Here is a 26330-nt window from a genome sequence, read left to right as displayed (position 1 = left end):
TTCTGTCTTTTGGGATACCCCGCTTGTTTCTTGATAAATGAGAAAGGGGTTATTTGTCGTGGAGAAAAATAAAATCCACAAATTAACGCTGCTGGCTTTAATGATCGCCTTAGATGTTGTTTTGTCTCCCTTGATGCGGATCGAAGGGATGGCGCCGATGTCCAGTGTGATGAATATTATCGCCGGAGTTTTGCTAGGGCCGCTCTATGGAACCGTGATGGCGGTGGTCTGTGCACTGATACGGATGACCATGCTGGGGATACCGCCGTTGGCATTGACAGGCGCGGTTTTTGGCGCATTTTTGGCGGGCTTGTTTTATCGGATAGGGAAAAAGCTGGTCTGGTCGATGATAGGAGAAATCATTGGCACCGGAATTATCGGTTCGCTTTTGTCTTACCCTGTGATGGTTTGGTTCACCGGCAGTCAGAGTGATCTGTATTGGCTGATCTACACGCCGCGCTTTGTGGGTGCGACGTTGATCGGTTCGGCGATCGCGTTTGTCGTGTTAGTAAAATTACAGGAAACAACAATTTTTAAACGATGGCAGCGGTTATTTTCCAGTGAAAGGATGTTTGGATGATTAATACGAATTTTGCTAAAGGTTTTCCTATAACAGAGGCACCTTTAGTTCATTGCATAACCAATGAGGTTACTTGTGAAACGGTGGCGAATGCGCTGCTGTATGTCGGGGCAAAACCGATCATGGCGTCTGATCCGCGAGAGTTCGCTGAATTGTTCCGGCAAACGGATAGTCTCTTGCTGAATCTGGGGCATTTATCGGAAGAACGGGAAGCCAGCCTAGTTGCGGCAGCCAAGCTGGCGAATAAGGTGAAAAAACCAACGGTGGTTGATTTGGTCGGGTATGGTGTCAGTCAGACCCGCGATCAAGTCGGTCGCTGGCTGGCGGCGGAAAATTCTACCGTCGTAAAAGGAAATATCTCTGAGCTGCGGAATTTTTGCGGCTTGCCAAGTCATGCCCGCGGCGTGGACGGCAGTGAGTTGGATCAAGATGATGAAGCGTTGGAAGAATTAACGATAGCAATGCAGCAATTAACTAAGACTTATCCGGACACGATCTTTTTAGCAACTGGCAGTCAAGATATTGTCGTTGAGCAAAGCCGCATTTGGCGCTTAACAAATGGAGTGGCGGCGCTGGATCGCTTCACTGGGACGGGTGATATTGTTGGCGCATTGATCGCCGCATTATTAGGCAGCGGGGTAAAACCAGCGGCTGCGGTCGTGACGGCGGTCAGCTATTTCAATTGTTGCGGAGAGCAGGCAGGAGATGCGATCGGTTTAGCCGCTTTTCGGCAGGAAACATTGAACCAGCTCTCGCTATTGATGGAAAAAGATTGGTGGACTGAGGTGAAAGGATGGGAAAAGCAATGGATTTAACTTTATATCTGGTAACGGGGCGTTATGATTTTAGCGATGAAAAATTTCTAGCAGTGATCGAAGAAGCGTGCAAAAACGGTGTGACCTTGGTTCAGCTGCGGGAAAAGGAATTGGTAACGGGAAAATTTTATGAGCTGGCCTTAAAAGTAAAAGCGGTGACCGATCAGTATCAGGTTCCGTTGATTATTAATGATCGAGTGGATATTTGCTTGGCAGTCGATGCGGCAGGTGTGCACATCGGAGACGATGAGCTGCCAGTGGATGTTGTTCGTTCATTGATCGGGCCGGAAAAAATCTTGGGCGTTTCGGCCAAAACAGTCGCAAGAGGTTTGGAAGCTGAGGAAGCCGGCGCGGATTACTTAGGGATCGGTGCGATTTTCCCGACAAAAACGAAGGATACACCGCTGACTTCTAAGGAAACATTGAAGGCCATCAATGTGGCGGTGACAATTCCGAGTGTCGCGATCGGCGGGATCAAGGAAGACAACTTAACGGATTTTTGCGGAACAGGCATTGCAGGGATCTCGATCGTCAGTGAGATCATGCGGGCAGAAGCTGTCGGTGAGAAGGTTCGCCGATTAAAGGAAAAAATCGTTGAAGTATTGGATGCCGATCCCACTTTACAAATAGAAGACTAGTGATTTAGGCGTGAAACTCAGACTTAGTAAAAAAACCTTAATAGAAATTAGGAGGCAGAAAAATGATCAATCAAACACCTCAAGTTGTCACGATCGCCGGCTCTGATTCAGGCGGCGGCGCGGGCGTTCAGGCAGACCTGAAAACATTCCAAGCGCGAAAGGCCTTTGGCATGAGTATTTTCGTGGCATTGACCGCGCAAAATACGTATGGCGTACAGGATAGTATGGCGATTCCCAGCAGCTTTATTGAAGAGCAGTTTGACTCTTTAGCGGCGGATTTTGCGATCGGTGCGGCGAAAACTGGCATGCTAGCAGACGTGGAACGAGTGGAGACCGTCGTGAAGAAATTGAAGCAGGTCGATTTCGGACCGTTAGTCGTTGACCCTGTGATGGTGGCAAAAGGCGGGCATCATTTGTTGCAAAGCGATGCGGTGAAAACCATCAATGAAGAGTTGTTGCCGTTAGCTGCGATCGTTACACCCAACCTGCCGGAAGCAGAAGTGATTATTGGTCAACGAATCGTGACGGATCAAGAAATGGTCGAGGCGGCGAAAAAACTGCAGGCTTTCGGCACGAAAAACGTGGTCGTTAAAGGCGGACACAGCCAAAATAAAGCTGCGGCGGATTTTGTTTTGCTGGAATCAGGTGAAAGCTTTTGGATGAGCGCGCCGCGCGTCGAAACGGCAAACACCCATGGAACAGGGGATACTTTCTCCGCATGTATCGCAGCTGAGTTGGCAAAAGGAACCGAGCTGAAGGAAGCGATTATCATCGGGAAGAAATTTATCCAAGCCGCCATCAGCCAACCGATCTTCGTAGGTCACGGTCATGGGCCGACCAATCATTGGGCGCAAATGACGGATGATGATATTGTAATCAACTAATTCAGAATATAGAAAAATCAGGCCTTCCTCTCGATAAGTGAGAAGAACGCCTGATTTTTTAGTTTGCCTTCAAGCAAATATCCTGTCCTTGTTCTTGCAGGTGAGCGACATGCTGTTCGCCCCAATTGCAAAGGCTGTCTAAAATATCTGAAAGGCTGCGGCCGTAGTCGCTTAATGAATATTCCACTTTTGGCGGGACTTGCTGATAAACTTTGCGGTCGATGATGTTATCATCCTCTAACTCACGCAGCTGCTGTGTCAGCATTTTTTGACTGATGCCGGTGATTCCGCGTTTCAAATCACTAGGGCGCATCGGTCCATGGCGCAGGTTGCAAAGAATAATAGGTTTCCATTTTCCGCCGATAACATCCATCGTTGCCTCGACGCCGATCATGTATGCACGATTTTCCAAAAAAAGATTCCTCCTAAAAACCTTGATATGATCCAAAAGTTACTGAAAGGTACCTATAGTACAAAAAAGTGGGTACTTATCAAAAGGTCATCAACAGTATATAGTATCTTCTCGTAGGTTACAAATACTTTTATTGGAGGAACTAAAATGGAAAAGAAAATCTCACCAAACTTAACGTTACTGGCTCTCGCAATCAATGCTTTTGCGATCGGGTCCGCAGAATTTATCAGCGTAGGGCTTTTGCCGATGATCGTTAAAAGCTTCAATGTCACACTCGCCCAAGCCGGTCTGACCGTATCTTTATATGCTTTAGGGGTGACGATCGGCGCACCTTTGCTGACGGTCTTAACCGGAAAATGGAATCGCCGCAATTTGATGCTGGGGATCATGCTGCTGTTTATCGGCGGAAATTTGTTAGCGGCTTTTGCGCCGACCTTTACGATTTTATTGCTGGGTCGTATTTTGGCGGCATTGGCTCACGGAATCTTTATGTCGGTTTCTACCGTTATTGCAGCGGATGTTGTGGAACCTTCACGGCGCGCAAGTGCGATCGCCATCATGTTTACCGGTTTGACGGTAGCGACAGTGACCGGCGTTCCGCTTGGAACCTTCATTGGTCAGCAGACCACTTGGAATATGTCCTTTATTTTTATCGCCGTGGTCGGTTTGCTTGGTCTGATCGCCAGCAGCTTCTTAGTTCCCCGTCATTTACCGATTCCCGGTAAGGTGGACTTGAAGGGCTTTGGCCGTATCTTTACTAATAAACCGCTCGTGATGTCTTTCTTGATCACTGCCTTTGGTTACGGCGGAACATTTGCGGCTTACACTTACCTATCGCCAATTTTGGAAGGCTTTGGCTTTTCGGCCAGTGCAGTCGTGATTATCTTGATCGTCTACGGTGTAATGGTCGCGATCGGCAATACGGTCGGCGGGCATTTGGCGAATGAAAAACCGTTGGATTCATTGATCAAGATGTTCGGTCTTTTGATGACGGCCCTTGTCTTTTTATTTGTGACGACCTTGATCGGCAATTCTATTTTGGGCTTGTTCGCCGCCCTGCTGTTAGGGTTGTTCGCCTTCATGAATGTACCCGGATTGCAGTTATATGTGGTGCAGCTGGCAGAAAAATACGTACCACAGGATATAACGTTGGCTTCGGCGTTTAATATCGCGGCCTTCAATATCGGGATCACGCTAGGCTCGACAGTCGGCGCGCAGGTCACTGGCAAAATGGGGATCGCCTACACACCTATTTTCGGTGCAGTGATTGTTCTATTCGCGATTCTGTTGATCATGCAGGTAAGGAAAAGCGAATCTGCTGTTTCACTAGATGAAGCCGAAGAATGCCGAAATTAATCAAATTTACGCAAGCAAAAAGCCGTGGGTACTGAAGCCACGGCTTTCGTTTTAATTGTTTTTCCAAACCTGTGCCAAAATATCCTTGAAAACTAGAAAGGCATCTTGATCGTTGTAGCCATAATCCTTTTTCAAACGCTTCAGCATATCAGTGATCTGGGGAATGTAGTCATCGAGGCGGACGTCTTGTTGATATTTTGCTAAAACGGGATATTTTTCCGCCCACACATTTGTCCAATCGATGGCCTGCTGTTTTTCTTCACTGGTCTTAGCGATCACTTCCTTGATGTCGTTCAAATCAGGATCGAATTCGATCAGCTCGTCTAAGGATACTTTGAAGGCGGCGGCCAATTTTTTTGATTGGTTAATATCCGGCAGTGTTTCGTCGAGCTCCCATTTGGAAATGGTTTGTCGGCTCACCCCAAGTTTTTCTGCCACCTCTTCTTGTGACAGTCCTTGTTTTTTTCGGGCATTGAAGAAATTGTTTCCTAGTGTCATGTTTATCCCTCCAAACTTGATACTTTAAGTTTAGCAGGATGTACCATGAAAACCAGCGAACAGCGGCTGAACTTTTGCCCGTATTCTTAACTCTTATCTAACGACCGGTTCTTTCCGAAAATGAATCAGACAAGCAAGCAAAACGGCCAATAGTAAAGCTAGTAAAACGATCAATGAAATTTGTGAACCCGTAACCGTTGCGGCAATAAAATCGGGTTGAGCTTGCTGCGCCAAATTGATGATCGTCGCAACAATCGCGGTCGCAATCGCACCAGAAAATTGCTGAAGCGTATTGAACAGCGTATTGCCGTCTCCATATTCATCTTCTGATAGCAGGTTCATCCCAGTAGTCATTAAGTTGCTGTAAGCAAAACCGATACCGATCATGTAAAAGACATGTCCTGCGACAAATCCAAGTAACAACGGTGAACGCAATAACAGTGTCAAAGCGATCCAGCCGATCGTGGCAAAACTCAATCCAAGCAGGATCGGTTTTTTCGGACCGAAAGAATCGAGGACACGACCAGAGATCGGCGCCAAGATCGCGCCTACCGCAGCACCAGGCATCATGACTAGACCGGCGATGAAGGCATCTTTGCCTAAAACGATCTGAATAAAGTTAGGCAGCACAAAAGAAATACCTAACAGCAAGAACTGACAAACCAAGAAGCCGCACAGGAATAAGACGAAAACTTTATTTTTCAAAACCGTAATGCGCACCAGCGGATTCTTCGCGCGTGTCGCTTGGCGATAAAAAATCACTAATCCAACGATACCCACCGCAAGTGAGACAAAGCCCATCAAGCTGCCAATTTGGTTTAAGAACATCAGCAGACCACTAAACAGCAGCGCGACCCCAATCAGACTCATGATATCCAGAGCTCCAGTTTTTTTGACCGGCATTTCAGGAATAGCGTACAGCCCGATGACCAGAGAAATCGCCAAGACCGGCAATAGGAATAAGAAAATAGAGTGCCAAGAAAGACTTGCCGTCATGATCCCGCCGTACGTTGGGCCGATCGCAGGTGCAATCGAAGTCGTCAACGTACCGACACCCATCATGGTGCCGCGTTTGTGCATCGGAGTGAAATTCAAAATAATATGAAACATCAAGGGCAAAGCGATCCCTGTACTGATCCCCTGAAACAAGCGCCCGACTAATAAAATACTATAAGAAGGCGACCATAAATCAATCACTAACCCCGCGATAAAAAAGAGATTGGCAACGATAAACAATTTACGGATCGAGAAATTTTTCAATAAATAATTAGAGAAGGGCACCATGATAGAGATCACTAAGAGATAAATGGTGGTGACCCACTGCACCATCCCGGTGGAGATCCCGAACTGTTTAATCAGGGTGGGGAAGGTCACATTCATGGCGGTCTCGATCAGAACGCCGGCAAAGGACATGATCCCGGTGGCAAGGACAGCTAACAACAAATGGATTTTCTTTTCTTTCATGTAATAACCTCACTTTATTTCGACAGATAACTTAGATTGATGAACATTGCAAAAGTTGGATTGGGAGTTAATTTGTAGAACTGAAAAAAGCAGAACTGGCAGCTATCTCAAGGCAGCAGAAAGTATTTTTCTAAAAAACCAGAAAAATACGTCTATTTTCGCTACGCATATCATTCTGCTAGACAGCTCGAACCTTTGAGTAATGAAAAAATTTAGTTACTGATCACCTAACTTACAAAACTGCGAAAAGCAGAACTGACAGCTACCTCAGGTCAGTGGAAAGTATTTTTCCAAAAACCGGAAAAATACATTAATCTTCGTCACGCCTACGATTCAACTAAACGACACGTGCTTTTAGTAGGCGAGGCCAAACAAAAAACACCTCATCTTATGAACACTGCAAAAAGTTGAACTCGCAAAAAGAGAGGTGGTTTCTAAATTAATAGAAACCGCCTCTCTCTCGACACGCAATGCGTGTTATCTGTACGATTTATTCACAAACAGCATTGTAAAGCTTTTTGCGGACAAGGTCAAGTTTAGCGTTGAAGGAAAAAGCTGATGATAGCAAAAAATGCGATGTGTGCGGGATAGAAAATATAGAAGAAATTCCGCATACTCTTCCCTTTTTCACCACTGTAAAGAATGATCGGAATCGCTGATAAGAGCATCATCCATTGGTAATTAAAGGTGAAGGCATGTTGGACACCGCCGCCAAAGACTAACGTAATGATCGCGACAGCGACTAACGCAGCTACTTGCAGCATTTTTTTGCCATGGAACAGATAGAACAAGACTGCTAGTGCGACAAATAAAATTCCGCCTTCTGTCATCATAAGTGTCGGTACCAACAAGGTGAAGCCGCGGAAGAAAAGCATTCCGAATCTTGAGCTGAACAGACTGTCGTTAGATAAGAGCATCATCGAAAAGACGTTTAAAAGAATCGGCACAAAGAACCAAATCAGACCCTTAACAAAGGTTTTTCTTTGCTTGAAGTATTCGCAGGCTTGCATGTAGACCGTCCCTAAGAATAATGTACCAAAAATGTTGTTAATCACGATCGAACTACCAACGGTAAAAAACTCATTCAAAATCATATTAATAATTCCCATCAACCAAAAGCCGGCTAACAAACGAAACATATATCTTTTACGATTACTCGTGTGAATGAATCCTTCAGAACTTTCAAATAGAAAAATCGGTGCTGCCATCCGGCCGATCCAGTGGAACCACATAGGAACGCCTAAAAACAGGAAAAATTCCGCGAGGTGATCGAGCACCATCGACACAACCCCGATTACTTTTAACTGGAAACCAGTCAATCCCTTATTCATAAAAAAACTCCTCTCAATTTATAATCCTACGATACCGATTTTTGGAATCGTGCACCATTTATTGAACGAACAATCAGCTTACAAAAATGAGAGATTGAAATGTCAGAAAATTCTTTAAACTCATTGACAACTAAAAGAACCTCCGTTATCATTACAATCATAAATTAATTTAAATGCCATTTAAATTTAATTTTAAAAAGGAGAATTTCTATGAACGCGACGACTACTGAACAAATGATTATTATTAGACTGAGGACTTGAAGCTTGTTTTGCAAAAAACAGTTTGAAGTCCTGTTTGACATTTGTTGAGTGGGATTCTCCAAAGCATCCCACTAAGCAATTAGTGAGATGCTTTTTTTGTTGACTATGCCTTAACGTATCAGCTGTCAAGTCTAGCCAAGGGCACAACGTTAGTTCACGAAATCTTTCTATAAAAAAAAGGAGTGGGGAAAATGGAAAACAATGTAACGAAGGTGGATTTTCAAGAACCAACAATCTACACAGTGGAAACAAAGGACGCACCAAAAGCAATCGGTCCTTACGTACAAGGGAAAGTCGTAAATGGTATGCTCTATGCTTCTGGGCAGATCGCGCTAGATCCGGTAAGCGGCGAGATGGTGGGTGAAACGATTGAGGATCAAACCTATCAGGTTTTACGAAATGTCGGCGGCCTGTTGAACGCTGTCGATGCGGATTATGATCAAGTGGTAAAGACGACCTGCTTCTTGAAAAATATGTCTGACTTTACAGCCTTCAATCAGGTATACGAAAGCTTTTTCGATAACGAAAAGCCCAGCCGCTCTTGTGTCGGTGTCGCTAATTTACCAAAAGATGCCTTGGTAGAAGTTGAGATCGTCGCAGTAGTGAAGCAGTAATAAGCGGTATTTAAATAGATATTTTTAAGCCTTCCGTTTTTATTTGGGAGGCTTTTTATAATGGAATAAAAAGAATTTATTTTTACTTTTGATAAAAGAAAAACAAATATTTTGTAGAAAACGCTTGCATATATTATTTTAGGATGCTACTATCAAGGTGTTAACAGGTTAACGTGTTAAGTTATAAAAGGAGGATCATTATGGCCATATCAAAATATGAAGAGATAAAACAGGATATCGTTAAACGCATTCTTTCAAAGGAATTTCAGCCGGGACAAAAGATTTCCAGCGAAGCAGAATTGAAAAGCAAGTACAATGTCAGCTCTACGACGGTAGTAAAAGCTCTCAATGAACTTGTTTCAGAAGGCTATGTCTATCGGGTTCAAGGAAAAGGGACTTTTGTGACTAAGGCGCTTAGAGGGACCGCTGTCAGATATTTTGAGAATGATTACAAATATTTTGATCGTAGTGATGAACGCACAGAAGTTATTTCTGTGAAAAATGAATCGACTTCTGAAATCATCGGTGAATTTGAAGAAGGTATTGAAGTTCAAGAAATCACTCGCTTAAAGTATGCCGGAAACGATCCTATTCAATTGACCGTCACTTATATGGATTCCAACTATATTCAAGGGGCTTCGAAGGAACAACTAAAATCGATTTACGACACTGTTCGTGAAAAGCGAAATATTAACTTGTTTAATAATCGATTCGAAGAAAATTTCAAAATTTTATTCCCTGTATCAGATAAAATCAAAGAATTACTCAAGATTTCTGGAGAAGAACCGGTAGTTCTTATGACACAAAAAACATACTCAACCGACAACAAATTAATTGAATTTATTCTTTCGTATAAGAAGTATAGTTACTTTGACATTACTGTGACATCAGTATAGGAGGGCAGAAAAATGATTATTTTATGCGGACATGGGAAGTACGGCGAAACGCTCAAAAACAGTTTGGAAATGATCGCAGGTAAACAGGAAAATATCTACACGGTTGATTTTACAGAAGACATGTCTGTCACTGATATTATCGAACGGTACAATGAACGAATTGCAGCGGCTGCAGATGGCGTATCGATTTACTGCGATATACCTGGGGGCAGTCCTGCGAACGCGGCATTGCTAACCAAAAAAAGCAATGAAGGCGTGCGCGTTTTCACTGGCTTGAATTTATCTATGCTCCTGAGTTTAGTTATGGAGAAAGATAGCGAAAAGAGTTTAGCAGATGCGAAGGATTCTATAAAAGAGCTGTAGAAAAGGAGGCGAAGAAAATGATTGTTAATGTTCGAATCGATGAACGCTTGATCCATGGTCAAGTAGCGACAATGTGGACGAATCATTTAAAGGCTAATCGAATTATGGTCGTTGATAATGAGGTTGTCAAAAATGAGATGGAAAAAGACGTTCTTAAGATGGCTAAGCCTAATTCAGTTAAGCTCAGTATTTTAACGACAAAGGGTGCTTCTGCAAGAATAAAGGATGGACAATACGATAATCAAAAGGTTTTTCTGATTGTAAAAAATCCTGAGACGCTCATTGAATTAGTGGATAGCGGTGTGGAACTGGTCGAAGTAAATGTAGGAAACATGTCCGCGAAGAAGGGTTCAAAGCAAGTGGCGAAATCAATCGGTGTCACACCTGAAAATATCGAATCATTTAATTATTTGAATGAGAAAGGTGTGAAGCTAGTAGCACAAATGGTACCCAATGAAGATAAGAGCAGCTTCATGAAACTATTAAAGGAGGGGGATTAATATGGAATTAGCTACTTGGCAAATTGCTATCTTAATTATCTTTTCATTCTTTTGTATCTTAGATAATTTAACTTTAGTTATTGGTATGCAATTTCCAGTTATCGTTGGAACAATTGCAGGATTTATTGTTGGTGACGTTACTTTAGGTCTAACGATTGGGGCAACTTTGCAGTTGATGGTTCTTGGTGTGGGAACTTATGGAGGCGCTTCCGTCCCAGACTTTACGACTGGTGCGATAGTCGGGACTGCGCTTGCGCATGTCTCTGGAAAAGGGATTGAATTTGCCTTAGCCATAGCAGTTCCAGTAGGTCTTTTGATGGTTCAATTAGATGTATTGGCAAGATTTGCCAACACGTTCTTTCTTCATAGAATCGACAAGAACATTGAAGACTTGAATACTAAAGGGATCGCTAGAAATACGGTGCTGGGAATGTTTCCTTGGGGATTATCACGCGCGATTCCAGTCGGCATCATGCTTATTTTCGGCCAAAAAGTTGTAGATGTGATCGTAAATGATATGCCTGATTGGTTGATGGGAGGTCTTAGGGTAGCTGGGGGCTTGCTTCCTGTAGTTGGGATCGCAGTTTTATTGAAATATCTTCCTACGAATAAATATATTGCCTATTTAATCGCTGGTTTCTTCTGCGCCGCCTATTTGAAAGTGCCGATGCTAGGGGTTGCTATGGTTGGACTAGCTTTAGCGATCAATCATTTCAATCGCAAGGTTGGTGAGGACAAGAAAGCAGAAGCGGCACCTGTTGCTGCTGCCAATACGAATCTAACTATAGGGGGCTATGAAGATGGAGAATATGAAGAATAATATAATCACCAAAAAAGATCTTTTTCGCGCTAGTTACCGCTGGTTGTTAGGAAGCCAAATTTGTTGGAATTATGAACGTATGATGTCTACTGGTTATCTCTATACGATGTTGCCGTTTTTAGAAAAGAAATATGGGGACAATAAAGAAGAGCTTCAAGAAATGCTGGAAACACATAATCAATTCTTCAATTGTAATCCAATGATGGGCCATTTCATTGTCGGAATAGATCTGGCGATCGAAGAGCAAGAAGGCTTTGAATCAAAAGAAGTTATTACTGGGATCAAAACTGGTTTGATGGGACCTTTCGCAGGTGTAGGGGATACGATATTTGGTGTTTTGCTTCCTACCGTTTTAGGATCGATTGCTGCCTACATGGGGCAAAAGGGGAATGTGACCGGTGTCATTATTTGGCTGCTGGTAAATACTGCGGTATGTATCGCCCGACTTACGTTCCTGCCATTTGGATATAAGCAAGGTCTCAAATTAGTAAATGAATTCAGTGATAAATTGAACGCGTTGACAGATGCGGCGATTTTACTGGGAGTTACGGTAGTAGGGGCACTTATTCCTACAGTTATTACAGCGAATGTCTCCTTCGTCTATAAATCCGGCGAAGTGACAATGAAGCTGCAAGAGATCTTAGATCAGATCATGCCTGCTTTGATTCCAGCTTGTCTAGTCGCGTTAGTTTATTGGCTGTTAGGTAAAAAAGGAATGACTTCGACAAAAGCTATTTTACTAGTAATGGTGCTGTCGATTGTATTTTATAATCTTAAGATTTTAGGATAAAGAGACTTAGCTCAGTCCGGAGATCAGTTTTACTCCCTGCTTTAGCAGGTTAGAAAATTAATATATCAGTAGGAAGAAGGAGAATCAGAAATGACATTAGAATTTTTTGAAGAATGCAAACGAATTACAAAAGTTCTCGAAGAAAATGAAGGAGAAAATATTTCAAAGGCGGCTCAAATTGTGGCTGAGGGAATTATGAATGGCGGGATTACCCAAGCCTTTGGCAGCGGACACTCTTATGCCGCAGCAATTGAAATCAGCGGGCGCGCTGGTGGATTGATCACATCAAAGGCGATCATGGACCCAGCGGGCGGGATGTACGAACAATGTGAAGGTGTTGGGAAAACACTGATGCATAAGGTTATGGTTAATCCTAATGATATCTTCTTTTTGATCTCAAACTCAGGAAGAAATCCTATGGCGATCGAAATTGCGGAGGAAGTTAAAAAACGCGGAAACAAACTGATCGTTCTTACTGCTTTAGATATCTCGAAGGCGACGACTTCACGTCATCCTAGCGGAAAAATGCTATATGAATTTGCGGATGTGGTGTTGGATAATCACTCTGGTTTTGGCGATGCAGCATTAGAAATCGAAGGTTTGGATACAAAAGTTTGCGGAACCTCTTCGTTTGCTGCAACCTTGCTTTTACAACAAACAATGTTTGAAGCAATTAAAATCATGGTGGAAAAAGGCTTCGAACCGCCTGTATATATGAGTGCAAATGTTGATGGCGGACATGAACGAAATCTAGCGATCGAAGATAAATATGCTGATCGGATCTTCCATATTTAAAAAATGGGGCCTTGAACTTGATTCTTCAAGTTTAAGGCTTTTTTAGAATGTTAGTTGGTTCGCATTTGCGAATATCTAATTAACAGATAGGAGCATAAAATGGAAACAGTAGCAAAGGTTAGAAAGAAAACCCATTCGAAAAAGTGGTCGCGTTATGGAGAAAAAGATATCCTGCCCTTTTGGATCGCGGATATGGATTTCCCATCTCCTGAGTTTTTAACGGAGCATTTAATTTCTAGGGTTCAGGATAATTATTTCGGATATACGGATATTCCGCAGGAGGTAAATCAGGGAATTTGCCAATGGTATAAAGCGCAATACGGCTGTGACGTGAAGAAAGAGGATCTTCTTTTTTCCACAAGTGTTTTACACAGTTATCGGATAATCATTGAAACGTGCTTATCAACAAGTGGAAAAATAATAGTCTTTACACCGAGTTATCCACCGTTGATAACTATTGCCCAAAAAAGCGGGGTAGAAGTGATCGAAATACCGCTTCTGCATGTTGATAACGGTCATCAGATCGATTTTAAAAAGGTAAAACAAATCGTGAATGAGGACCAGCAGGTAGAAGCAATTGTTTTATGCAATCCGCATAATCCGGTCGGGCGCGTTTGGAATAGGACTGAACTAGATGAAATCAAGGAACTGGTGCAGAGCAGAGAGTTATATCTGATAGCGGATGAGATTCATGGCGACCTTGTATTCAATGAATATTCATTCAACTCGGTTTTACGAAATTGCCGTCCTGTGGAAAAGCTGATCGTACTTTCTTCGCCAGCAAAATCATTTAATGTTGCGGGGATCAAGGCTTCGTATGTCGTTACGAAAAATCCTGCTATAAAAAAGCAATTAGAAGAAGCCTTTAAACGAAATGGCTTGAACGACTTAGATTTATTTGCCATAGAGACGCTGGAATGTCTTTATAGAAACCCAGAGAAGGCGCTTAGCTGGTTGGAAAGCCTAATTGAAGTTTTAGCAGAAAATTATCACTATCTTGAAAAAATTTTTGCCGATATCGAACGAGTTGAATTAATCAGATCTGAAGGCTCGTATCTGGCGTGGATAAAGATATTGGATAGTCCGTGTGCTGATTCGGATGAAATCAGGACAATATTAAAAGAAAAGTACTGCATCGATGTGCATGAAGGAACGATTTTTAAAGAGATTGATGGAAAGTACATTCGGGTAAATTTTGGTTGTCCAAGTGAGATTTTAGTCAAAGGAATGGATCGCCTGCTTGAAGCACTCAACGATAACGCGATCTAGGATAGGAGATTTTGGTATGAGTAAAAAGAGAGTAATCAAAGAATACTGCGCCGAGAATTTTGAACATATTCCCCAAGCGATCGCTGCTGGTGCCGGCAGAATTGAGCTTTGTGATAATCTCGCAGAAGGCGGAACAACCCCCAGCTATGGTGTAATAAAGCAGACCCTTTCTTATGCTAAGGAAAAAAATGTCCCCACCATGGTCATGATCAGACCCAGAGGAGGAGACTTTGAATATAATGAAGCGGAAGCTGCGATCATGCTTGCTGATGTGAAAATATGCAAAGAATTGAAGGCAGACGGCATTGTTTTTGGTTGTTTAAAAGACCATTGGTTAGATGAAAAACTCATTCGAGCACTATTGGATCAAGCCGGAAATCTGTCAGTTACTTTTCACATGGCTTTTGATGAACTAAGTGAAGAGAATCAATATCGAGCCATTGATTGGTTAGCTGAAAATGGTGTGGACCGTATCCTAACGCATGGTGGGAGCGGTGAAAAACCAATTTTCGAAACGGCTCCGCATTTATTAAAATTGATTTCGTATGCGAACGAGCGAATCATTATTTTGCCAGGAGCGGGAATCCGTTTTGATAATGTGGACGAGTTGCTTACTACATTAAAGCTGTCAGAGGCACACGGAACCCGAATCGTTTCCTTTTAATTCTAAATATGCAAAAGAAAAATAAACACCAGCGCCGCAATCGTTTGAACAGCTCCGACAGACAAACCGTAAAGTAAAAAGCGGGGACCTTCCTTCAAGAATTTTCGGAAGTCTAAGCGCAATCCAATCGCGGCTAAGGCGGTCGTTTCAAACCATGTGCTGACAAAATGAGCGCCGTCACTGAAAAGTGCGGGTAAGGTAAAGAAACTATTGATGATGCAGAAAATCAAAAAACAAGTGACATACCAAGGGATCGGGAATTTTTTCTTCGATCCTTTTTTTGTTACGATGCCGTCACGCTGCGCTTTGCGTTCAAAGACAAAGACGACGACCACTAAAAAAATGATGCGAGTAATCTTGAACAGCATCGCATATTTAACGGTTTCTGGATTGACTAAGCTGGCGCCGGCAACGACTTGGCCGACGGACTGCAGGGTTCCGCCAAGCAACGCACTCTTACTTAATAGCGCATCGCCGAATAAAGCGATGCCTAAAAAAGGAAGTGTCAGCATCATGATTGTTCCCAGCAGATTGACAAGGGTAATGATCTGTCCCTTTTCCTCATCGTTTGCTTCGATGGAAGGGGCAATCGCGCCGATCGCCGATGATCCGCAAACAGCATTTCCGCCTGCCATCATCATGGACATTTTTTCATTGAAGCCCAGCTTGCGGCCGATCCAATAAGCACCTGCGATTACGGTTGTCATCATTAATAAAATGAAAATCAGTCCTTTGATCCCCATCTCGCCGATTGTTTGGAAGGTTACAGTAAAACCTAGCAGGACGACGGAATATTCCAACAAACGACTTTCAGAAAATTTTGTGCCGACTGCTAAAGCGGGCTGCTTGAATAACGTGTTTCCTAAAATGATCCCTAATAGAATGGCTAAGGTAGCTCCACCTAATTTGGGTACTAGCAACGCCAATAATTTCGCTAAGATTGCCACGCCGACAGATAATCCCAGACCTGGCAAGATCGGTTTGGCTTTTGTGTAAAAATTAGTAAACATAGTTCGACCTCTTTCTAGTTGATGATTTCTTTCGATTGTTCACGTTTTTATACCGAACGTTATTAAAAGATGTTTCTCACTAAAAGGGTCAACGTTTTTTCATGGCCCTTTCATTTGCAAAACAAATTATAACCGATAACTTTCATTATTATAATTTATTGATATAATACCTTAGATAGAAAAAGATAATGGAAGTGATTACGATGTTTAAGTGGCTAGAAACCTTCAAGGTAGTATATGAAACGAAAAATTTTTCGAAGGCTTCGGAAATTTTATTTGTTTCCCAGCCAACCGTCTCCTCGCAAATCAAGCAATTGGAAAATGAATTTGGCACCCAATTATTTATCCGCAGCGGGCGCAAAGAAGTGCTGGTGACGCCGCAAGCGGAGATTCTTTATGAACGTGTCGTGGATTTGATGGATGATTGGGATAAGCTGTATCAGGCCGTCCAAACAAAACAGCAGCAGATCATTCGCTGTGTGATCGGTGCTTCCCACACATTTGCCAATTACGTTTTGCCGTCACTTTTGATCCAGATGCACGAGAAGTTCCCGCAAATTCGCTTTAGTGTTCGGATGATGAATTCTTTAGAGGTTTTACAAGCGCTGGAGCACCATACCGTGGACATCGGCTTTATTGAAAAACCATTGTCTGCTCCTAACATCAAACGTTTTTCTTTGATGGAGGATCAGCTGGTCTTGGCAGGGGATACGGAAAAAGGACCGTGGTTGGTACGGGAAAATACTTCCGGCGTTTATTACTATACAAAGCGCTTTTTGGAAGAAAAGGATATTGATGGTCCGGTCATGGAGATCCAAAACAATGAAGTTATTGTGGGGCTGTTGAAACAAGGCTTCGGCTGTTCGTTGATTTCAGAGCGTGCAGCAGAAGGGATCTCCCATCAACGACTGGATGACAGCTACAAGCGAAATTTTTATTTGATTCGGCGCAAGTCCGGCTCTTCCGAGGATATCGAAAAATGCGCTGAGTTTATTTGTGAGTGGAGTGAGCAATAAAGCGGAACGTTTGAACGTAAAAAGAGCAGTCTGCGAAAATCGGCAGACTGCTTTTCCTTTTTAATTTAAACATTTAGTCAGCTCAACTAAATATTGAACGGTTTCTTCTAAGCGTTGGAAATCAACGATCGATAGATTATCTTTCGGTGTGTGCATGACTGCTTCCATTAGTAAGTAGATTTGTGTGGAAGTGATGGCAGCTGCCGGGATGCCCGCTCCTGCAAACAGCATATGATCGCCCATCGGCCAAGGTTCGACTTTTTCGACAGTCGGATAAGCTTTGGAAAACGTGTCTAGCTGTGCGGTCAATTGTTCGGAGCATTCATAAAGTGAGTAGGAGATGGAGCTGTTTTGCATTCCGGCACCATCTACATTAATGGCGAATTCATATTCTTCCGGCTGATTTAACGATTGAGCCATAAAGGTCATTTCTCCCGGCATCGAATAGTAATCTTCACCATTGAACAAAACAAATTCAAGCTGATGATTCAACTTTGTTTCAACCAATTGTTCGGCTAAGGTTAGCAGCGTTGCGACACCTGTTCCGTTATCTAACGCTCCCGGTGTGGTAGGCTTCGTATCGATGTGTGCTGAATAAGCGAGCTTCTTTCCTTTGCCGTAAGTGGCGATCACGTTTGCTGCGACGGCGGCTCTACGTTCAGTGAATAGTCGAAGGGCGGCGTTCTTTTTATTTATTAACGAAGGCAAAAATTTACCCTTCACTGTTCCACATGGAACAGTGAAATCACCGTCTTGAATGATTGGTACCGCTACTTCTTCAAGGAAGCTCACTGTAATCACCGCTAGCGGTTGTTTTTGTTCCAGTTCACGAATGATGGCTTGGTGCTCTTCCGGATTCCAAAAGACCATACTTTTCGGCATGATCGGTTCTTTACACAAATCACCGTACATCACACAAATTTTATTGGTTAAATCGGCTGCTTGCAGCTCTTGAATCGTTTGTACGCAGATCAGATCCCCGCTAACATCGCAAGGCATCGCATATTCCGCCGCTTCTACTTCGACTGCTTGACCATCTACAAAAAGCTCTGCCCCGTCATTTTGCCAATTCATACACGGGAATTCCTGTAACTGAACATCAAACCCTAACAAACGAAATTTCTCCGCAGCGTAATCCACCGCGAGTTTATTTCCAGCTGAACCTGTCGCGCGCGGCCCGATTTCCTGACACAATTTTTCCATATGACCTGCTACACTCTTTTTGATACTTTTCATTTTTTTCCACTCCTTCTTCATAATAAAGAATTTATTTTTCCAAGTTCAGGAAAAATAAGTTCGATTTTCCATCCGTATACCATCCAACTAGATTCTTGTGACGTAATTCAGATAAGCTTATTTTCCCCCTCTCATTTCTTATAAAACTGTGAAAAGTTGGACTGGCATCCTTCTTCATAATAAAGAATTTATTTTTCCAAGTTCGGGAAAAATAAGTTCGATTTTCCATCCGTATACCATCCAACTAGATTCTTGTGACGTAATTCAGATAAGCTTGTTTTCTACTCTCATTTCTCATAAACTGTGAAAAGTTGGACTGGCATCCTTCTTCATAATAAAGAATTTATTTTTCCAAGTTCGGGAAAAATAAGTTCGATTTTCCATCCGTATACCATCCAACTAGATTCTTGTGACGTAATTCAGATAAGCTTATTTTCTCCTCTCATTTCTCATAAACTGTGAAAAGTTGAACTGGCATCCTTTTTTGACTCAGTATTTTTGGATCGATCAGCTTAATAACGTTGGACTGACCTCTCGCTAACTGATAACCTAATTATAGGAGAGGCTGGAAAGCATTTCTTGACCTTCCTTGTGATGATTTGGTGGATCGAGTATACATAGTAAGAAAAAATTGGAGGGAAATTATGGCAAATTTAGATCATGCGGCGGCAGTCACTCGGATGCAGACATATATAGAAGAAAACTTAGCTGAGGAGATCACCCTGCATGCGTTAGCGCAGCAAGCGGGCTATTCGCCGTGGCATTGTGCCAAAATGTTTAAAGAGTACACGGATAAATCACCGTTCGAATACATTCGCAAATTGCGTTTATCGAAGGCGGCTTTGGTTTTGCGAGATGAGCAGCTGCGGGTGATCGATGTGGCCTTGGATTTTGTCTTTGATTCTCATGAAGGATTTACCCGAGCGTTTCGCAAACAATTTGGTGTCACTCCCAAAAGCTATCAAAAAAAGACACCGCCGATCCCACTATTCACCCCGTATCCTGTCGAAAGCTATTATTTAATGGGAGAAAAGCATGCTGATTTGCCGCCAATATCGAAAAATCTCCATGTACGTTTAATTAATTTTCCCACCCGCAAGCTGATTCTCTTACGAGGAAAGCAAGCAGAAAGCTATATCGAATATGCCCGCGAGGCAGGCTGCGATGTGTGGGGCATTCTTGCCAGTATCAAGGAAGCGTTGTATGAACCGGTAGGATTGTGGTTGCCTGAGACGATGCGGCCAGCCGGAACATCAAGGTATGCGCAAGGAGTCGAAGTCCCCGTTGATTATCAAGGGATCATTCCTGAAGCCTTTGAAATGATCGATTTGCCTGCTTGTACGATGCTGCTGTTTCAAGGAGACCCTTATGATGAAGCACGATTTGACGAAGCGATCAATGCAGTGATCGAGCAGATCAATCATTATGATCCTAAGTTAAATAATTGCCAATGGGCGGAAAATGACGCCCCTCGCATCCAGTTGGAACCCCAAGGCTATCGCGGCTACATCGAAGCACGACCTGTCCATTTTAGCTAAAACCCAAAAAGCTTTCAAACTTCTTAAAAAAAAGTTTGAAGGCTTTTTCAATCTCTATATATGAAGGAAAAAAATCAGCGAAATTATCTGTCAACCACCTAACTCAAATATCGGTCGAAAGTCTGAGGTGCAGGTTTCCCGGAGTGCTATAATTAGCTCAACCACAAAGAATAAAAAAATCAGAAAAAAGGTTGGGATAGAAATGAAACGAAGAGGTTCAGGTATCATTGTTGGGATTGTCGTCATCGCTCTGGCAATCGGAGCATATTTAATAACGACATATAACTCATTGGCTTCAGCAGAAAACAACGTGGATGCAAAATGGTCGCAAGTGGAAAATGTGATGCAGCGGCGGGCAGACTTGATTCCAAATCTGGTGAACAGTGTTAAAGGCAGCATGAATCATGAGGAAAAGATCGTCAAAGAAATTACCGATGCGCGGAAGGCTTACAATAGCGCGAAGACACCGGCTGAGAAAAATGACGCGAATAATCAAATTGAACAAAGCTTAGGCACAATGGTAAATGTTATTCAGGAAAATTATCCGACACTGGCTTCAAATGAAAATGTCAAAACGTTGATGGTGCAGTTAGAAGGTACAGAAAACCGCATTTCAGTTGAACGGAAAAACTATATCGAACAGGTCAATGATTACAATCAAAGCTTGGTTCGTTTCCCTAAAAACATGGCAGCGAAAGTTTTAGGCTTTGAGAAAAAGGCGAACTTCAAAGCCGACGATAAGGCAAAAGAAGTGCCAGATGTCAGCTTTGAATAAGAATGGGTGAGGAAGATGAAAAGGGAACAGCGTACTTCAGGGAAACAGCTCCATCAAGAGGTCGTTGAGAATTATCGTAAGGTACGCAAACGCAATGGGGGCTTTTCCATAATTTTAGTGGTTGTGATGCTGGTCAGCGGATTCGGATTGTTCAATCTCTTTACAAGTAACAGCTACAACGATAAAAAAGAGGTTTACGATCAGCAGCTGACTACCTTAGACCAAGAACGTGAAGATATTTTGTCTGGTAAAAAAGTCACGGTTAGTCAATCCTTCAAAACGACGATGAATGATAATTTGGCGAATTTGAAGGAATATCCTAAAAAAGCCAATAATTATGATGTGGCGATCGAAGGTTCCGACGGTCATTTGACCATCAATAAAAATAATATCTTTGTATCTGATAACGCCAAGATGCTTAGTCAGAAGACAAAGGAGAAAATTTATCAGTTAAACAAACAATTAGCCGCCAGCACTAACGGCGCACAGTTTGTAGTGGTCACTATTCCAGAATTGCCTCGAGGAGAAGATATTGAATCTTATGCCAATACGATCTTTAATCAATTGGGGATCGGTGATAAGAATGAGAACAATGGTGTCTTGTACTTGGTTGCTTTAGACGAACGAGAATTTCGTTTGGAAGTAGGCTATGGCTTGGAAGGTCTGATTCCTGACGGGAAGGCAGATGACATCATTAATGACGATGATGTGGTAGAAGCCTTCAAGGATGAAGATTATGACAAGGGTGTCAATCAGGTCTTGGATGAAGTGTTCGCGATCATGAATACGAAGACGGCCTTGGTAGATTCACAGATCAAAAAGGTCAAGAGTTCACGGACACAGCTGATGTTCTTTCACTGGACTGGTATGGTAGTCTTAGGCCTGCTGTTCTTCGTCAGTCTGTTATTAGTAGTCAATCTTTTACGAGCACGCGTTTTCCTAAAAGAGAACTACAAAAAATATCAGTCAGAAACAGCTTCTATCACCGGTGAAGAAGAGTTTCAACGGAAAATTAAACACACAGAGCTTTACCAAATTTTGTTAAGCGGCTTATTGATCGGGATGTCTGTAAAAGGAATCAAACGGGCAATCATCCAAGGAAGATTGCTAAGAAACCCTTCGGCTGAAAAGAAAATGTTCGGCCGTATATTGATCGGCGATACCTTATATTCCGGTAACGGCGATGTATTAACGACAGCGTACTTGGCGTCGAATTATAATTCCAGCAATTGGGATAATGACAGCAGATCAGGTGGCGGCGGCTCCTCTTGGGGCGGCTTCGGCGGCGGTTCATCCGGCGGTGGCGGCGCATCAGGCGGCTGGTAATTGAATAAAATACAAGCAAGCGTGAGACGAAAAAAAAGTCTCACGCTTATTTGCGAGTCCAACTTTTCCCAGTTTACTTTGTTCAAAAAGATTATCTTGCAAGTACAACTAATTAGGGAGCAAAAAGTATAGTTGGATCGTATGTGCACCGAAAATAAAAGTATTTTTCTGTTTTTTAGAAAAATACAATCAGTGAAGTCGAGGTAGCTGCCAGTTCCAGTTTTCCCAGTTTATTAATATTAGTCGATCGAAACTAACGGTTTTCCACTAAACTAGATGCCGAGCAGTTTAGCGGAATGGTATGCGCACCGAAAAATGAGTTCTATTAAAAAGAGGCAACTGCCATTTCTACATTTTTTAGTTAACAATGAACGCTATGATTTATCCTAACATTTACTACTTATTAAAGGCTTCCTGACTATAATGGAGAGGAAGGCTTTTATTTTTTGTCCGTTGCAACGGTCAAAACCAAGTGAAGCGTTTTCTTTCTGACAGGTTATGATAAAAACAAGAAGGGGAGGTTGATAGCCATGGGAGCAAAGAAAAATCGTGAACAAAGGCTGTTACTACTTCTAACGAAACGACATGATTATATCACGTCCGATGAATTGGCGGAGCACCTAGGAACTTCGCAGAAGACCATTTATCGCCTAATCAAAAAAATCAACGAAACACATGGCGAAGGACTGATCCAGTCAGAAAAGGGGCGAGGCTACAAATTAAACTACGAGAAATATATCAATCAGACAAATGTCCAACCCAGCCAGCACAGTCAATATTCACCACAAGAGCGCAGAAATCGGGTGACGGAGGAATTATTACTTTCATCGCCTAATGCGAAGAGTGTTTATGACTTGTTTGAGGATTATTATGTTGGCGAGTCGGTTATCTTCAGCGATGAGCAGCTCATCGCGGAGCATTTGCAGCGCTACGAGTTGAAACTGGAACGCAAGCAGCGGACATTAGCTGTTTTAGGAAAAGAAGCCAATATTCGTCGTGCGATCGCGGATTTGATCCAGATGCACAACATCATTGAGATCGACGAACTGAAGAATAATTCTGAATTGAACTTCAATAACTACGATGTATTGTTCATTTTGGATCAGCTGAAATTGATCGAAAAACAATTGCAGCTGACGATCCCGTATCCATACAACGTCAATATTTTTACTCATTTATATATTTTAATCAGTCGTTTACGTAAGATCCGTAAACTGCCGAACGAAGAAATGAGTCCGCTTTCTAAAAAAGAGCAGGAACGCTTGGAGCAGGACACGGCTCTTTATCAGGTTGCCAAAGCCGCGATCATAAATGTGGAGAATTACTTGCACAACGAGCTGCCAGAGTCAGAGGTTTACTATCTTTATCAATATTTGGCCTCTTCACGAATGCAGGGCTCCTTGAGTAAAGTAACGAAATTTTCTTCAAGGGTCGTTGAGATCACGAATACCTATCTGGATGGTATGGGCCAACGGTTGAATATCCCGATCAAAGGGGATTCGATCTTTCTTGATTTAGCCAATCATATCAAGCCGATGATCAATCGCTTGGAACATGGGATTCACGTAAAAAATAGCTTGCTGGATCAGATCAAAATGACCTATGAAGCAATTTTTGCAGATGTCAGTGATGTTTCTGATGAAGTGAGTCAGCGTTTTGAATTGTCGAGGATCAATGAAGATGAAAATGGATTTATTACGTTGTATTTTGCCCGGATCATCGAGACCAATCAATTACCGATCCGTACGGTGATTATGTGTACGACGGGCGTCGGCACTTCGGAACTGTTACGGGTCAAGATCGAGAAGAAATTTCCTGAATTGGAGATCGTCGATGTGGTGGCTTCAAGAGATGCCAAACGCTTCACGGAAAAATATCCGGGAATCGATTTGATCTTAACGACGATCAGTGTCAGTGATACGATCCCGATCCCATCTTTACTGGTGAGTGCGATGTTTACCCGCGACGATCAGAACCGACTACAAAAGAAAATCGAGGCGATCTATGATGAACGATAATTTTTTCACTGTCTATTTAAACCAACCATTAACAGACAGAAATCAAATTCAGCGCTTTATCGCAGATTTTGCCAATCGGGCTGAAGCACAGGAGCTGATCGCACTTTTACAGCAGCGGGAAAAGGTCGGCAACACGATGATCGCAGAGCATGTGATCCTGCCGCATTTAGAGAGTCCAAAAATCAAGCAGAGTCAAATCTTGATTGTCCGCTTAGCAGAAGCGATCGATTTTGACGAAGAAACACCGCAAGTTCAACTCGTGATTACAATTTTATTGAAAAGCGGCGAAAGTCAGGAAGTTAAAAAGAAAATCGCACAGTTCACCCGGCGCTTAGCCGATGAGGCTTTTCTCGAGGAATTACTGAATATTGAAAATGTAGAGCTTTTTTACCAAAAATTGGAGGAATAAATTATGAAAATCGTTGGAGTCGCAGCATGTACAGTGGGAATCGCCCATACCTACATCGCACAAGAAAAATTAGAAAACGCCGCAAAAAAAGCGGGTTGTGAAATGAAAGTCGAAACACAGGGAACGATCGGTATCGAAAATGAATTGACACAAGAAGAAATCGATCAAGCCGATATTGTGATTTTAGCAGTCGATGTAAAAATTTCGGGACGGGAACGTTTTGACGGTAAGCGGATCATTCAAGTACCTACCGAAATTGCCGTGAAGTCACCTAACAAATTGATCGAAAAAGCCCAAGAGGTTGTTGCCCAGAAGGCTTAGGATGTCAGTTCCGCTTTTCGCAGTTCAAAAAGAATTACTGCAAACAGCCGTTTTTTTAAGGATGGCGAGTGAAAAGTTTAGCGGAATGATATTCGTAGTGAGGATCGAATTCATTTTTCTCCTTTTGAAAAATGAGTACGTTCGTTCGAAATAGGAGGAATTGAGATGGAAGTAAAGGACATTGTGGATTTAGATATTGTCAAAACCAATATGACGGTCAAAACCAAGGATGAGGCTTTGAAGGATTTGGCAAACCAGTTGTTGGACAATGGCTATATTTCAGAAGTAGAAGGATTTATCAAAGATATCTATGCGCGGGAGGCGGAAGGTCAAACGGGCATTGGAAATTATATTGCCATTCCTCATGGAAAAAGCTCCTTCGTCAATAAAGTCGGCGTAGCAATCGGGATTAATCAAGAGGAGATCCCTTGGGAAACATTAGACGGCAAAGGCGTGAAGGGGATCATTCTTTTTGCGGTGGGAAATGACAATGACGGTGCGACCAATCATCTAAAACTATTGTCGCTTTTTGCCAGAAAACTAGGAAACGATGAAGTAGTTGGTAATCTGTTGCAGGCGAAAAAGCCAGAAGATGTTGTTGAAGCATTCGCTTAATGGAGGAAGAAAAATGAAAAAAATTAAAGAGTTAAATCTTAAAGGGCATTTACTAACGGCGATCTCATATTTGATTCCGATCGTCTGCGGTGCCGGCTTCTTGATCGCCATCGGGATGGCCTTTGGCGGTTCAAGTCAGGATGCATTGGTGCAAGGCAAGTTTACGATTTGGGATGCTTTGGCAACGATGGGCGGTAAAGGCTTAGGCCTGCTGCCGGTTGTGATCGCGACGGGGATCTCATTTTCTATCGGCGGCAAACCAGGGATCGCTCCCGGTTTTATTATTGGACTGACGGCCAATGCCATCGGCGCTGGTTTTATCGGCGGAATTTTAGGCGGTTACTTAGCAGGTTATCTAGTAGTAGCAATTTTAAAATATGTGAAACTGCCAAATTGGGCGAAAGGCTTGATGCCAACGCTGATCATTCCATTTCTAACATCAATCATCGGCGGCTTGATCATGGTGTATATCATTGGCGCACCGATCGCAGCACTGACTTCACTATTAACAAACTTTTTAGATGGTTTAGGCAATTCTTCATTATTAGTCTTTGGTGGTGTGATTGGTTTATTAAGTGGTGTCGATTATGGCGGTCCCATCAACAAAACCGTTTTCGCTTTTGTCTTGACGATGCAGGCGGAAGGCTTGAATGGCCCGATCACTGCTTTACAGTTAGTTAATACTGCAACACCGATTGGTTTTGGCTTAGCCTTCTTTATCGCGAAGCTGTTCGGAAAAAATATTTATACAAAACTGGAAGTCGAAACATTGAAATCAGCGGTACCGATGGGTGTCATTAACATCGTTGAAGGGGTCATTCCGTTAGTCATGAATGATATTGTGCGCGGTGTTGTCGCAACAGCGATCGGCGGTTTTGCCGGCGGAGCAACTACCATGATCTTAGGTGCAGATGCGACCGTACCGTTTGGCGGAGTCTTGATGATCCCGACCATGTCGAGACCATGGGCAGGGGTGATCGCGATTCTTGTCAATGTAGTTGTAACGGCTGTCGTATTGGCAGTCATCAAGAAAAATGTTACAGAAGAAGATGAAGCGATGCACGTTGAAAAAGAAGAAGACGATATTAATCTGGAAGATATTCAAATCTTCTAAGG

General features: G+C 42.7%; 29 protein-coding genes. 23 read left to right on the top strand and 6 right to left on the bottom strand.

Annotated elements, in window-relative coordinates:
* The first annotated feature begins 100 nt into the window (after positions 1-100).
* The 4 genes from thiW to thiD all read left to right on the top strand — a co-directional run bounded on the left by thiW (position 101) and on the right by thiD (position 2917).
* Positions 101-580: an energy coupling factor transporter S component ThiW gene (gene thiW, locus FFR60_RS17215; protein ID WP_249355030.1), complete on the top strand. Its 480-nt coding sequence runs from the start codon at positions 101-103 to the stop codon at positions 578-580.
* Positions 577-1395, top strand: a complete 819-nt coding sequence (gene thiM, locus FFR60_RS17210) for a hydroxyethylthiazole kinase (RefSeq protein WP_137665093.1) — start codon at positions 577-579, stop codon at positions 1393-1395. Before thiW ends, thiM begins: the two co-directional genes overlap by 4 nt.
* A complete protein-coding gene (gene thiE, locus FFR60_RS17205) occupies positions 1386-2033 on the top strand; it encodes a thiamine phosphate synthase (protein WP_137665092.1) in 648 nt (215 codons plus the stop codon). Before thiM ends, thiE begins: the two co-directional genes overlap by 10 nt.
* A gap of 62 nt (positions 2034-2095) precedes the next feature.
* A complete protein-coding gene (gene thiD, locus FFR60_RS17200) occupies positions 2096-2917 on the top strand; it encodes a bifunctional hydroxymethylpyrimidine kinase/phosphomethylpyrimidine kinase (RefSeq protein WP_137665091.1) in 822 nt (273 codons plus the stop codon).
* A 58-nt stretch (positions 2918-2975) separates the two neighbouring features.
* On the opposite strand, the gene FFR60_RS17195 is transcribed toward thiD, so the two are convergent.
* A complete protein-coding gene (locus FFR60_RS17195; RefSeq protein WP_088933924.1) occupies positions 2976-3329 on the bottom strand; it encodes a winged helix-turn-helix transcriptional regulator in 354 nt (117 codons plus the stop codon).
* Between the two features lie 147 nt (positions 3330-3476).
* On the opposite strand from FFR60_RS17195, the gene FFR60_RS17190 reads away from it, so the two are divergent.
* Positions 3477-4685, top strand: a complete 1209-nt coding sequence (locus FFR60_RS17190; protein WP_137665090.1) for an MFS transporter — start codon at positions 3477-3479, stop codon at positions 4683-4685.
* A gap of 51 nt (positions 4686-4736) precedes the next feature.
* Here FFR60_RS17190 and FFR60_RS17185 read toward each other — a convergent pair whose 3' ends face one another.
* From FFR60_RS17185 to FFR60_RS17175, 3 genes are all read right to left on the bottom strand, one after another.
* On the bottom strand, positions 4737-5183 hold the full coding sequence (locus FFR60_RS17185) for a helix-turn-helix transcriptional regulator (RefSeq protein WP_137665089.1): 447 nt from the start codon (positions 5181-5183) through the stop codon (positions 4737-4739).
* Positions 5184-5276: 93 nt separating this feature from the next.
* Positions 5277-6647 (bottom strand): MFS transporter, encoded by a 1371-nt coding sequence (locus tag FFR60_RS17180; protein ID WP_137665088.1) that lies wholly within the window; start codon positions 6645-6647, stop codon positions 5277-5279.
* Positions 6648-7183: 536 nt separating this feature from the next.
* Positions 7184-7978: a TraX family protein gene (locus tag FFR60_RS17175; protein WP_137665087.1), complete on the bottom strand. Its 795-nt coding sequence runs from the start codon at positions 7976-7978 to the stop codon at positions 7184-7186.
* Between the two features lie 452 nt (positions 7979-8430).
* Between FFR60_RS17175 and FFR60_RS17170 the strand changes: the two genes are divergently transcribed.
* From FFR60_RS17170 to FFR60_RS17130, 9 genes are all read left to right on the top strand, one after another.
* Positions 8431-8853 carry a RidA family protein gene (locus tag FFR60_RS17170; RefSeq protein ID WP_137665086.1) on the top strand — a complete coding sequence of 141 codons (423 nt, stop codon included), beginning with the start codon at positions 8431-8433 and terminating at the stop codon, positions 8851-8853.
* Between the two features lie 200 nt (positions 8854-9053).
* The gene (locus FFR60_RS17165) at positions 9054-9749 is read left to right on the top strand and encodes a GntR family transcriptional regulator (protein ID WP_088933918.1); all 696 of its coding nucleotides are present in this window, start codon (positions 9054-9056) and stop codon (positions 9747-9749) included.
* A 12-nt stretch (positions 9750-9761) separates the two neighbouring features.
* On the top strand, positions 9762-10112 hold the full coding sequence (locus FFR60_RS17160; RefSeq protein WP_137665085.1) for a PTS sugar transporter subunit IIA: 351 nt from the start codon (positions 9762-9764) through the stop codon (positions 10110-10112).
* A 17-nt stretch (positions 10113-10129) separates the two neighbouring features.
* On the top strand, positions 10130-10612 hold the full coding sequence (locus FFR60_RS17155; protein WP_137665084.1) for a PTS sugar transporter subunit IIB: 483 nt from the start codon (positions 10130-10132) through the stop codon (positions 10610-10612).
* Position 10613: 1 nt separating this feature from the next.
* On the top strand, positions 10614-11432 hold the full coding sequence (locus tag FFR60_RS17150; protein ID WP_088933915.1) for a PTS mannose/fructose/sorbose/N-acetylgalactosamine transporter subunit IIC: 819 nt from the start codon (positions 10614-10616) through the stop codon (positions 11430-11432).
* A complete protein-coding gene (locus FFR60_RS17145) occupies positions 11407-12222 on the top strand; it encodes a PTS system mannose/fructose/sorbose family transporter subunit IID (RefSeq protein ID WP_371853646.1) in 816 nt (271 codons plus the stop codon). The genes FFR60_RS17150 and FFR60_RS17145 overlap by 26 nt, the downstream gene beginning before the upstream one ends.
* A 90-nt stretch (positions 12223-12312) precedes the next feature.
* Positions 12313-13017: an SIS domain-containing protein gene (locus FFR60_RS17140; protein WP_088933913.1), complete on the top strand. Its 705-nt coding sequence runs from the start codon at positions 12313-12315 to the stop codon at positions 13015-13017.
* A 99-nt stretch (positions 13018-13116) separates the two neighbouring features.
* Positions 13117-14286 carry a MalY/PatB family protein gene (locus tag FFR60_RS17135; protein WP_137665082.1) on the top strand — a complete coding sequence of 390 codons (1170 nt, stop codon included), beginning with the start codon at positions 13117-13119 and terminating at the stop codon, positions 14284-14286.
* Between the two features lie 16 nt (positions 14287-14302).
* Complete coding sequence (locus FFR60_RS17130) at positions 14303-14950, top strand: copper homeostasis protein CutC (protein WP_137665081.1); 648 nt, start codon at positions 14303-14305, stop codon at positions 14948-14950.
* A 2-nt stretch (positions 14951-14952) separates the two neighbouring features.
* On the opposite strand, the gene FFR60_RS17125 is transcribed toward FFR60_RS17130, so the two are convergent.
* Positions 14953-15960, bottom strand: a complete 1008-nt coding sequence (locus FFR60_RS17125) for a YeiH family protein (RefSeq protein WP_137665080.1) — start codon at positions 15958-15960, stop codon at positions 14953-14955.
* Positions 15961-16163: 203 nt separating this feature from the next.
* Here FFR60_RS17125 and FFR60_RS17120 point away from each other — a divergent pair, with 203 nt between their 5' ends.
* Positions 16164-16976, top strand: coding sequence for a LysR substrate-binding domain-containing protein (locus FFR60_RS17120; RefSeq protein ID WP_249355029.1), 813 nt, complete (start codon positions 16164-16166; stop codon positions 16974-16976).
* Between the two features lie 60 nt (positions 16977-17036).
* On the opposite strand, the gene FFR60_RS17115 is transcribed toward FFR60_RS17120, so the two are convergent.
* Positions 17037-18212 carry a M28 family metallopeptidase gene (locus tag FFR60_RS17115; RefSeq protein WP_137665078.1) on the bottom strand — a complete coding sequence of 392 codons (1176 nt, stop codon included), beginning with the start codon at positions 18210-18212 and terminating at the stop codon, positions 17037-17039.
* A gap of 644 nt (positions 18213-18856) precedes the next feature.
* On the opposite strand from FFR60_RS17115, the gene FFR60_RS17110 reads away from it, so the two are divergent.
* The 8 genes from FFR60_RS17110 to FFR60_RS17075 all read left to right on the top strand — a co-directional run bounded on the left by FFR60_RS17110 (position 18857) and on the right by FFR60_RS17075 (position 26328).
* Complete coding sequence (locus tag FFR60_RS17110) at positions 18857-19750, top strand: helix-turn-helix transcriptional regulator (protein WP_137665077.1); 894 nt, start codon at positions 18857-18859, stop codon at positions 19748-19750.
* Between the two features lie 202 nt (positions 19751-19952).
* Positions 19953-20525 (top strand): LemA family protein, encoded by a 573-nt coding sequence (locus FFR60_RS17105; RefSeq protein ID WP_088933906.1) that lies wholly within the window; start codon positions 19953-19955, stop codon positions 20523-20525.
* 15 nt (positions 20526-20540) lie between these two features.
* On the top strand, positions 20541-21851 hold the full coding sequence (locus FFR60_RS17100) for a TPM domain-containing protein (RefSeq protein WP_137665076.1): 1311 nt from the start codon (positions 20541-20543) through the stop codon (positions 21849-21851).
* Between the two features lie 530 nt (positions 21852-22381).
* Positions 22382-23869, top strand: a complete 1488-nt coding sequence (locus FFR60_RS17095) for a BglG family transcription antiterminator (RefSeq protein ID WP_137665075.1) — start codon at positions 22382-22384, stop codon at positions 23867-23869.
* Complete coding sequence (locus FFR60_RS17090; RefSeq protein WP_137665074.1) at positions 23856-24278, top strand: PTS sugar transporter subunit IIA; 423 nt, start codon at positions 23856-23858, stop codon at positions 24276-24278. Before FFR60_RS17095 ends, FFR60_RS17090 begins: the two co-directional genes overlap by 14 nt.
* Positions 24279-24281: 3 nt before the next feature.
* Complete coding sequence (locus tag FFR60_RS17085) at positions 24282-24599, top strand: PTS fructose transporter subunit IIB (protein WP_137665073.1); 318 nt, start codon at positions 24282-24284, stop codon at positions 24597-24599.
* 165 nt (positions 24600-24764) lie between these two features.
* Positions 24765-25214 (top strand): PTS sugar transporter subunit IIA, encoded by a 450-nt coding sequence (locus FFR60_RS17080; RefSeq protein ID WP_137665072.1) that lies wholly within the window; start codon positions 24765-24767, stop codon positions 25212-25214.
* Between the two features lie 13 nt (positions 25215-25227).
* Positions 25228-26328: a PTS fructose transporter subunit IIC gene (locus tag FFR60_RS17075; RefSeq protein WP_137665071.1), complete on the top strand. Its 1101-nt coding sequence runs from the start codon at positions 25228-25230 to the stop codon at positions 26326-26328.
* Positions 26329-26330: the final 2 nt, after the last annotated feature.

This window comes from Enterococcus hulanensis (assembly GCF_005405485.1).
In the GTDB taxonomy this organism is placed as follows: Bacteria; Bacillota; Bacilli; order Lactobacillales; family Enterococcaceae; genus Enterococcus_A; species Enterococcus_A hulanensis.
The sequence above is the reverse complement of the archived record's forward strand: the minus strand, read 5'-3'. Positions and strand labels throughout refer to the sequence as shown.